The sequence below is a fragment of the Lentibacter sp. genome, assembly GCF_029254145.1.
Lineage (GTDB): Bacteria > Pseudomonadota > Alphaproteobacteria > Rhodobacterales > Rhodobacteraceae > Lentibacter.
This window is the reverse complement of the sequence record NZ_JAQWYD010000042.1, coordinates 21,230-30,365: the sequence shown is the minus strand read 5'-3', so window position 1 is coordinate 30,365 and position 9,136 is coordinate 21,230. Positions and strand designations below refer to the sequence as shown.

Sequence of the window (9,136 nt, the reverse complement as noted above, 5' to 3'; positions counted from 1 at the left end):
CCCCCTGATTTGGCGGCCCGCATCGCTGCAAAGCGCATCGCATTCAGGCATTCGCGGCTGTCATCCAGCACCACAAGAAACTTACGCATCATCAGCCTCCCTCATCAGCCCACATCACGGCACAGAATGGCGCAACAGCGGCCTCTGTGCAATGGCTCATCCTGCGTTAGAGGCGGCCCAATCCCAGTAAAGTTCCCGCGCGCGACGCGTGACAGGGCCGACTTGGTAGCTGGTGTCATCAAAGGCCGTAACAGGCGTAATCTTTGACATATTGCCCGAAAGAAAGACCTCGTCGGCCTCGTGGAAATCCTCAAAGCTAAGCACGGTTTCATGTACGTTCATACCATCCGCCGAAAGATTTGACATATGGCGTGCACGGGTGATGCCTGCGAGGAAGGTGCCGTTGGCGATAGGAGTGAAGACCTCACCATCTTTAACCATAAATACATTTGCTGTCGCTGTTTCGGCAACATTGCCCATGACGTCGGCGACGAGAGCATTGCCAAATCCTTTGCTGCGCGCCTCTGAGAGCATGCGGGCATTGTTGGGATAAAGACAGCCAGCTTTTGCATTAACCACAGCGCTTTCCAGCACCGGGCGGCGAAACCGCGTACGCGTCAACGTTGTGCTCGCGGTGTCCGCAGCAAAAGGAATTTCCTCTAGGCAGATGGCAAAGCCGGTTTCATCACGGCTTGGCACAATCGCTGACACATCGCCGCCAATGCCCCAATACATCGGACGGATATAAACTGCTGCGCCAACAGAATATGACTTGAGACCTTCTTTCACGATCTCGACCATATCTTCGGGGGAGACAGTGGGCCTGAGCATGAGTGCTTCTGCTGAGCGGTTCACACGTGCGCAGTGAAGGTCGAGATCAGGCATCAATCCGTTGACAAACCGTGCGCCATCAAAGACCCCAGAACCAAGCCAAGCCCCATGATCAGCTGCGTTGATCACTGGTGTGTTGCCGTCGTGCCAAGCGCCGTTGAAGTAGGTTTTGATATTTGTGCCTGTGGCCATGCCGCGTCCTCCGGTTTGGCAAAAGGTTAGTTTGGCCTCACGGGAGGGTAAAGCGCGAAATCACCCTGCCGCAGCCAGAAGGGATGCAAGGTCAAGCGGGTCATTGACCATGCTGAGCGCGCCATCTGCATCGCGTGGCCAGTCGGCTTCGGGCTTGTCCCAGTAAAGCTCGACGCCGTTTTCATCTGGGTCTCTGAGATATAGCGCTTCGCTGACCCCGTGATCGGATGCACCATCGAGCTTGATACCTGCGTTGAGAACCCGTTTTAGTTCATCACCGAGCGTTGCACGGCTCGGATACAAAAACGCGGTGTGATAGAGCCCTGTGTGCCCTTTGGGTGGGGGTGTGCCGCCAGCGCTTTCCCAGGTGTTGAGGCCAATATGGTGGTGATAGTTTCCCGCCGCGAGAAAAGCAGCACCTGCTCCGTAGCGCTGGGTTACGGAAAAGCCGAGAACACCTGAGTAAAACGCGATAGCGCGGTCGAGGTCGGCTACTTTGAGGTGTACATGCCCGATGCAGGCTTGAGGGTCTAAAGGCTGTGTCATTGACTGGCTCCTATTGTTTGAAGACACAATAGGACCATGCCAGAAAGGGTGAAAGAGCCCGCCACGCACAGAAGCTGTGCGCGGGTGCGTCGGTCAACGGACCATGCCAACGATTTCGTATGTCTTATCAAGGATAGGCGCGGCGATGGCACGAGCCGCATCAGCGCCCGTGTGAAGGAGCGCATCGATCTCTGCCTCGTTCTCCATGAGGCGTGCCATTTCGCTTGAAATAGGAGCAAGTTTAGCGACCGCGAGCTCAGCGAGCAGCGGCTTGAATTCTGAAAAGGCTTTGCCTCCGACGTCGCGCAAAACGGCTTCAACGCTTATATCTGCAAGCCCAGCGTAGATGTTTACGAGATTGCGCGCTTCGGCGCGGCCTTCGAGACCTTCGGCTTCTGAGGGCAGCGCGTCCGGGTCGGTCTTGGCTTTGCGAATTTTCTTTGCAAGAGTGTCTGCGTCATCCGTCATGTTGATGCGCGACGCATCGGACGGATCAGATTTGGACATTTTTTTGGTTCCGTCCCGCAAGCTCATGACGCGCGTACCCGCGCCCTCAATCACCGGCTCTGTAACGGGGAAGAAGTCCACACCGTAATCATTATTGAACTTGATGGCGATATCTCGCGTCAGCTCAAGGTGCTGCTTTTGGTCCTCGCCCACCGGAACATGGGTGGCGTGATATGTAAGAATATCAGCCGCCATGAGCGATGGATAGGCGAAGAGGCCGAGCGAGGCATTTTGTGAATTCTTGCCAGCTTTATCTTTCCACTGGGTCATCCGCTGCATCCAACCCATGCGAGCAACACAGTTGAATATCCATCCCAGCTGCGCATGTTCTGCGACTTGGGACTGATTGAAGAGGATTGATTTTGCAGGATCAATGCCTGAGGCGATGAAGCCTGCGGCCAGCTCGCGGGTTTGGCGGCGCAATGCGGCCGGATCTTGCCAGACGGTGATGGCGTGAAGATCAACCATGCAGTAAATCGTCTCGTAATCTTCGTCCTGCATCTGCACAAAGCGCTTGATGGCGCCAAGGTAGTTTCCAAGAGTCAGACCGCCGGAGGGCTGGATGCCTGAAAAGACGCGTTTCTTGAACGCCGTGTTCGGCTGGAGCGCATCGCTCATGATATTTCTCCGTCTGGAACTCTTGTTGTCGCTGGCTTACTCAGGAGGCCAAGCAACGTCAAGCAGAGGCCGGTTATGAGCGTAGAAAGTCCAGTGAATGACATCTCTCCTGCTGTCGTGGTTCTCTTTGCCGCGATGGTGGGGATCGAAGGCGTCTTTGCCGCCGCAGAAGCAGGAATGATTGGTGGGCGCATGGGAATTGGGCGGCGCGTCTCTGCAATAGAAGACTACGGCGTTTTTGGCAGTCTTGTGCAGCTTATGTGGGAGCGCGGCGAGTGGCCGCTTGAACATCTGATTCGATTTGTGAGCTATCCATTTTTGCATGCGAACTTTACTCATATGATCTTTGCTGCGGCGATCATGCTCGCGCTTGGAAAATAATTTGGGGATAGGTTTCGCTGGTGGGCGGTCTTGGCTGTGTTCTTTGCCGCCTCGATTTGTGGTGCGCTTGTTTGGGGTTTCACCAAGGCTGACGCGGGGCTGCTTATTGGAGGCTATCCTGGCGCATACGGATTAATTGGAGCCTTCAGTTATATTCTTTGGGTACAGTTGCGCTCCGTGGGGCAACCTCAGATCAGAGCGTTCCAGCTCATCGGATTTTTGATGATGATCCGGTTGGTTCTGGGGCTGCTCTTTGGTTCGGATGGTGTGTGGATTGCAGAGCTTTCAGGCTTTGTAGTTGGCTTCGCCCTATCGTTTATGGTCAGTCCGGGCGGATTTGTACGGCTCAGAGCATTTATCCGCGGCGCAGGGCAGACTTGAATTCGGCTAGACGGAAGGCTCCGAAAAGCTGTCCGAGACCAAAGTAAGCGAGGACGCTGATCACAACCAGCAGTGTGAGCGCAAGGTAGCGCCAACCGCCTGCAATAAAAAGTGGTGAGAGGGCTAGATTGGTGATCCAAAGCACCACGCCCATCGCCGCTGATGTGAAAATGATCCGCCAGATGCGTTGCTTAAAGCGGCTGTCGAGGCGAGCGACTTCGCCAAATTTACGAGCGCCAAGACCCAACTGTATAACCATGATCCAAGCCGCCAGCGTGGCGGCGACGGCTGGAGCAAGCCAGCCAATATAGGGCTTTAGGCCAAAAGCGAGTGCGGCGTTGACCACCATTGCGAGCAGCGCATAGTGAAATGGACTCTTGGTGTCTTCACGTGCAAAGAACAGCGGTTGCAACGTTTTTTGCAATACGAAGGCAGGCAGTCCGAGGCCGTAGATGCTCACAGCAAGGGCAGTGGCGGCGGCATCATCACCTGTGAAATTGCCGCGCTCGAACAGAACTGAAACGAGCGGCAATGGGATTACCATCAAGGCAACGGCGGCAGGCAGCGTGAGCGCGAGAGAGAGTTCAGAGGCGCGCGAATATGCGTTTTGGGCGCCTGTGCCATCGCCAGCCTTCAGGCGGCGCGAGAGGTCGGGCAATAGAACGATGCCAACAGCGATACCGACGACACCAAGAGGGAGCTGATAGAGGCGGTCGGCAGCATAGAGCCAACTGATAGCTTTTTCATACTCTGAGGCGACAAGCTGCCCCACGACTAGGTTAATTTGTACAACGCCCATCGCCAAGCTGGCAGGCACAGCGACGCGTAAGAGCTTGCCCATTTCAGGGCTGGGGCGCGGAAAATTTGGCACGATACGCAGGCCCGCACGTCGGGTTGCGATATAGACAAGTGCGAGCTGCGCCAGACCAGCGAAGGGGATTGTCCATACAAGGGCAAGGGCAACATTGCCACCTGCGTAGGCTGCGAAGAGCATGACGCCTGTTAACATAACGTTGAGCAAAACAGGTGCGGCAGCTGCCGCGGCAAAGCGGCCCGTCGCGTTGAGCACACCAGAGAAAAGAGCGGCAAGCGAAATAAAGAAAATATAGGGAAAGACGATGCGTCCAAAGCCTGTGGCCATGTCAAAGCGCTCATCACCAGCAAACCCTTCGGCCGTGGCCCAGACCAATGCTGGCATGAAGACAAGCGCGAGGCCAGTGAGTGCAAGCACAGCCATGCTGAGCCAGCTCAGCGCAGCAGAGGCAAAGGCTTCTGGCGCATCATTGGCTTCAAGCCTTTTGGAAAACATTGGCACAAAAGCGGCATTAAACGCGCCCTCGGCAAAGAAACGGCGAAACATGTTAGGTAGGCGGAAGGCCACCACAAAAGCATCCATCACCGCACCTGGCCCAAGATATGAGGAAATCAGGATATCGCGTGCGAACCCCATGATCCGGCTCATGAGTGTCCAGAATCCAACTGTAAAAATACCAGAGACGAGGCGGATTTGTTTCATTTAATGGTCTTTTGCTATTTCAGAGTGGTGTAAACGATCGCGACGGCCCTAGGAAGGAAAGGTTTTGCGCTCTGCTACGTGTGTCGTCCGGCTGCGGGCTTGGCGTGAAGACCTATAGGATCTTTGTGGCACGGAAAAAAGATATGACTGCCACTCAAGAGCGCGCTCGTTCCGCTCCTTCGGAAATGGCCGTGCGGAGCTTGTTTTCGAGCGTTTTTTGTTTGCTTTCTGTGTAAAATTTCAAGCCAAACATGTCTTTAACGTAGAAGGTATCTACGACCTGTTCGCCGTATGTCGCGATAACAGCAGAGGCGATGTAAACGTTTGAGTTGGCTAGCGTACGGGTGAGATCATAGAGCAGGCCTGGGCGATCGCGGGTGTCGACCTCGATAATAGTATAAATTTCGGAGCCTTCATTGTCGAACGTGATCGACGTTGGCACACGGAAGGCACGTTCTCTCTTCTTGAGTTTGTCGCGGGTTTGAATGGCTTCGCCGGCGATGACTTCACCCGCGAGGGTGCGCTCGATCATTTTACGCAAGCGGGGCAGGCGGGAGGCTTCAAAAGGGCTGCCCTCGGCATCCTGCACCCAGAAGGCCGCAGTGGCATAGCCATCTTTTGAGGTAAAGGTTCGTGCATCTACGATATTTGCGCCGACAAGAGCCAGTGCACCACACATGCGGCTGAAAATTCCGGGGTGATCGGCGACAACGAAGCAAACGCGCGTCGCGTCACGGTCGTCGTCGGGGTGCAAGTCAATCCGAATTTCATCATTGCCCAGGCCTCTGAGCATGTTGGCAAAAACGACATGTGCTGTGACGTGAAGGCCCTGCCAGTAAGGTGGATAGTGCCGTGCTGTTTCGTGCTTGATGTCTTTCTTGTCCCAGCCGTGAAGTTCGGCCCGCAGCGTTTTTTTGGCTTCTGTCCCCCTGTTTTCACGGTTGAGTGCTTCCATGCCTTCTTCTAGTGCATGACGGGTCTGGCGATAGAGAGCCCTTATCAGTGCGGCCTTCCAGTTGTTCCAAGTATCAGGGCCAACACCGCGAATATCGCAGACGGTCAGGACCGTTAGCAAATCTAGCCGCTTAACTGTCTGAACGGCTTTGGCAAAGTCGCGAACGGTGCGCGGGTCGGCAATGTCGCGTTTTTGTGCCATATCTGACATCAGCAAATGGTAGCGTACCAACCACTCTACCGTATCACAGTCGTTGCGGTTGAGGCCAAGACGCGGAGCCACTTTGCGTGCAATCTGTGCCCCGAGTACAGAATGATCCTGATCGCGACCCTTGCCGATGTCATGTAGAAGCATTGCAACCATCAGGACCTTTCGGTCGACTCCGTCGCGCAAAATCTCTGTAGAGATCGGCAGCTCTTCTTCGAGTTCTAGTCGCTCGATGCGGGAGAAGTTCGAGATCACCTGAATGGTGTGCTCATCGACTGTGTATGAATGATACATGTTGAATTGCATCATCGCGACGATCGGCTCAAACTCGGGAAGGAAAGCTGCGAGGACACCCAACTCGTTCATGCGCCGTAAGGCGCGCTCTGGGTTGCCATGTTTGAGGAGCAGGTCCAAGAAAATTTGTTGGGCCTCACGGTTTTCGCGAAGACTGTCGTCGATCAGATGTAAATTGGCGGTTACCAGCCGCATTGCGTCGGGATGGATGAGCATCCCTGTGCGCAACCCCTCCTCGAACACGCGCAGTAGATTGAGCGGGTTAGAGAGAAATGTGGCCTCGTCCAAGACCGCAAGGCGGCCATGAATAACTTGATAGCCGTCTTTCACGCGTGGTTTGCGCGAAAAGATACGTTGTAGCAGAGGCTCAGGCTTGGTGTGCATCGCTTCTAGCTTGGTTAGGAAGATACGTGTCAGATCTCCAACGCGCGTTGCATTGCGAAAGTAATCCTGCATGAAGTGCTCGACAGCTCGGCGGCCAGACTTGTCTTGATAGCCCATGCGGTCTGCCACTTCGACTTGGAGGTCAAACGTAAGCTGTTCATTGGGGCGCCCTGTCACAAGGTGAAGATGACACCGCACAGCCCAGAGGAAGTTTTCCGCCTTCTGAAAGCGGTCATATTCTTCGGGTCGAAAGACAGCCAGCTGGACTAGTTCCTCGATGCTTTCGACGTGGTGAACGTATTTCGCAATCCAGTAAAGTGACTGCAGGTCACGCAAGCCGCCTTTGCCTTCTTTGACATTGGGCTCTACGACATAACGCTCGCCCTGACGTTCATGGCGCTCGTCCCGTTCGGTTAGCTTTGCGGCGACAAACTCTGTCTCGGTGCCTTGGAACAATTCGCTTTTGAGACGCTTGGCGAGAGTTGCCGCCGGAGCTTTGTCACCGACAAGAAAACGCTGTTCGAGTAGCGCCGTGCGGATTGTGAAGTCTTCGGCGCCAAGCTTAAGACAGTCAGAAAGAGTTCGGCTTGAGTGGCCGACCTTTAAATGTAAATCCCAGAGGATATACAGCATGGCCTCAATCACGCTTTTCGCGCGTGGCGTGATGTGTTTTGGCATTAGAAAAAGCAAGTCAATGTCGGACTGTGGAGCCATCTCTCCGCGTCCGTACCCGCCTACTGCCAAGAGCGCGAGTGCCTCATCGTCTGTTGAACTTATTTTAGGATGTAGAATTTGTGAGGCCACAGCAAAAGTGCAGGTGACGAGGCAGTCTGCGAGCCAGCAATAGGCGCGTCGGGTTGGGAGCGCGGCCAACGGGTCTGAACGAAACGCAGCCTCGATCGCGGTCATACCTGCCTTGCGGTGTTCTAGCAAAATGGCTGCCGTTTGCCGGCGCAAATCAGCTTCATCATTGTAATTTTTTGTCGCGCTAGCCAGCTGTACGATGAGCTTTTCAGCTTCAATGATTTGATCTGCTGGGCAGACCAAATCATCACGTTGTTCTGGAATGGAAATGTTCAGAGACAGTTTAGAACCCTGCGCTACTGAATGATTTTGGGGCTTGGTCAATAATCACGACTTTCTTGTCTTGAACCTGTGCGATCGCTAGGCCGCGCTCGTTTGTTCCGTCTGGATTGAAGCGGAAAATGCCGTTGGCGCCTTGAAAGCCGGCCCCTTGGGTCAGGGAAGCGGTGGATAGCGCGTCACGCTTGCCTGATTTGGCCAGCGCGCCGATCGCTGCAATGCCGTCATAAGCCAAGCCGGCAAGAGGATGCGGTGGCGTATTGTAGGCGCTTGAGAAACGCTCTGCAAATTGGGTTGATTTTGTTGGATCAGGCATTGCAAACCATCCGCCTTGAAGGCCTGAAAGCTGAAGGGTTTGAGCTGGTACATCCCAGCGGGAGAGACCGATGAATTGTGTGTTTGTATTGTTAATGCCGACATCTGGCAACATCTGAGCATAAAACGGCAACGCCGCGTCCGATGTCGATGTCATGAAAATTGCATTGGCACTGCTTGCTTGCGCTGCTGCTTTGATACGCTGGACCGCGCTTGTCACACCCTGCTGGGACCGTTCATAACCAACTGCTCCCGCGAATGTAGCACCAGAGCGCGCAATGGCCTGCGTGATTGCGGCCTTGCCAAGCTGACCGCCAATCTCTTCGTCATGCACAATAAGGATACGGTCTTTTCCACTGCGTTTGGCGTAATCGGCTAAGCGATTGGCCGTGTTTTGAAATGTTGATCCGAGCAGGAAGAGGTTCCCGCCTGAGATTGTTGTGTTGTTGGAGAAGGCCAACACATTTACATCGTCAGCAGCAACTGCAACGGCGGCTGCGTTCGCGGACTCTGCGCGTAGCGGACCCAAGATAACTTGAGCTCCATCTGCTACGGCTTGTCGGGCGGCTGTTTGTGCACGGGTCAAATCTCCCGCTGTTGCATAGACACGCAAGTCTATTTCGACCCCTTGAAGGTCAGCCACGGCCAGTCGTGCCGCGTTTTCAAGGGAGTCGGAGATTGTGTTATCTCCGTCTATTGCGCTTCCGCGAGGGAGAAGAAGCGCTACTTTGACTGGCTCTCCAAGCTTGACGTTCCCTCCACCAGCGCCCGCCGTGGTGAGCGCAATGGGCTCACAAGCCGCGAGCCATACTAGACTTAAAACGCTAACGAGTTTCGGGAAGGGCTTGCGAATACTACTTAAAACAGCGAACATATGTAACTTCTTTCTCCCTGAGCTTTGGGTCTGGTATGGCGACAATATCGCC

The 9,136-nt window shown here is 54.5% G+C and carries 7 protein-coding genes and 2 pseudogenes; 2 read left to right on the top strand and 7 right to left on the bottom strand.

Annotated elements, in window-relative coordinates:
* From P8O11_RS05025 to trpS, 4 genes and pseudogenes are all read right to left on the bottom strand, one after another.
* Positions 1–89, bottom strand: a pseudogene (locus tag P8O11_RS05025) (universal stress protein); the annotation flags it as partial.
* A gap of 67 nt (positions 90–156) precedes the next feature.
* Positions 157–1,023, bottom strand: a complete 867-nt coding sequence (locus P8O11_RS05020) for a branched-chain amino acid aminotransferase (RefSeq protein ID WP_300292295.1) — start codon at positions 1,021–1,023, stop codon at positions 157–159.
* A 60-nt stretch (positions 1,024–1,083) separates the two neighbouring features.
* Positions 1,084–1,569, bottom strand: coding sequence for a VOC family protein (locus P8O11_RS05015; protein WP_300292292.1), 486 nt, complete (start codon positions 1,567–1,569; stop codon positions 1,084–1,086).
* A 93-nt stretch (positions 1,570–1,662) separates the two neighbouring features.
* Positions 1,663–2,694, bottom strand: a complete 1,032-nt coding sequence (gene trpS / locus P8O11_RS05010) for a tryptophan--tRNA ligase (protein ID WP_300292290.1) — start codon at positions 2,692–2,694, stop codon at positions 1,663–1,665.
* A gap of 75 nt (positions 2,695–2,769) precedes the next feature.
* Between trpS and P8O11_RS05005 the strand changes: the two genes are divergently transcribed.
* On the top strand, positions 2,770–3,075 hold the full coding sequence (locus P8O11_RS05005; RefSeq protein ID WP_300292287.1) for a hypothetical protein: 306 nt from the start codon (positions 2,770–2,772) through the stop codon (positions 3,073–3,075).
* A 24-nt stretch (positions 3,076–3,099) separates the two neighbouring features.
* Positions 3,100–3,456: pseudogene (locus tag P8O11_RS05000) on the top strand (rhomboid family intramembrane serine protease); the annotation flags it as partial.
* Here P8O11_RS05000 and murJ read toward each other — a convergent pair.
* The 3 genes from murJ to P8O11_RS04985 form a co-directional block, all read right to left on the bottom strand.
* Entirely contained in the window at positions 3,431–4,972 is a 1,542-nt protein-coding gene (murJ, locus tag P8O11_RS04995) for a murein biosynthesis integral membrane protein MurJ (RefSeq protein ID WP_300292282.1), read from the bottom strand. The pseudogene P8O11_RS05000 and the gene murJ sit on opposite strands and share 26 nt — an antisense overlap.
* A gap of 154 nt (positions 4,973–5,126) precedes the next feature.
* Entirely contained in the window at positions 5,127–7,940 is a 2,814-nt protein-coding gene (locus tag P8O11_RS04990) for a [protein-PII] uridylyltransferase (RefSeq protein ID WP_300292280.1), read from the bottom strand.
* The gene (locus tag P8O11_RS04985) at positions 7,900–9,084 is read right to left on the bottom strand and encodes a penicillin-binding protein activator (protein ID WP_300292278.1); all 1,185 of its coding nucleotides are present in this window, start codon (positions 9,082–9,084) and stop codon (positions 7,900–7,902) included. The genes P8O11_RS04990 and P8O11_RS04985 overlap by 41 nt, the downstream gene beginning before the upstream one ends.
* Between the last annotated feature and the right edge of the window lie 52 nt (positions 9,085–9,136).

What these genes read in the sequence shown, in the direction of transcription:
- trpS (WP_300292290.1), bottom strand. Translation starts at nt 2,694, where the DNA reads ATGAGCGATGCGCTCCAGCCGAACACGGCGTTCAAGAAACGCGTCTTT.
- P8O11_RS04985 (WP_300292278.1), bottom strand. Translation starts at nt 9,084, where the DNA reads ATGTTCGCTGTTTTAAGTAGTATTCGCAAGCCCTTCCCGAAACTCGTT.
- P8O11_RS05020 (WP_300292295.1), bottom strand. Translation starts at nt 1,023, where the DNA reads ATGGCCACAGGCACAAATATCAAAACCTACTTCAACGGCGCTTGGCAC.
- P8O11_RS05005 (WP_300292287.1), top strand. Translation starts at nt 2,770, where the DNA reads ATGAGCGTAGAAAGTCCAGTGAATGACATCTCTCCTGCTGTCGTGGTT.
- P8O11_RS05015 (WP_300292292.1), bottom strand. Translation starts at nt 1,569, where the DNA reads ATGACACAGCCTTTAGACCCTCAAGCCTGCATCGGGCATGTACACCTC.
- murJ (WP_300292282.1), bottom strand. Translation starts at nt 4,972, where the DNA reads ATGAAACAAATCCGCCTCGTCTCTGGTATTTTTACAGTTGGATTCTGG.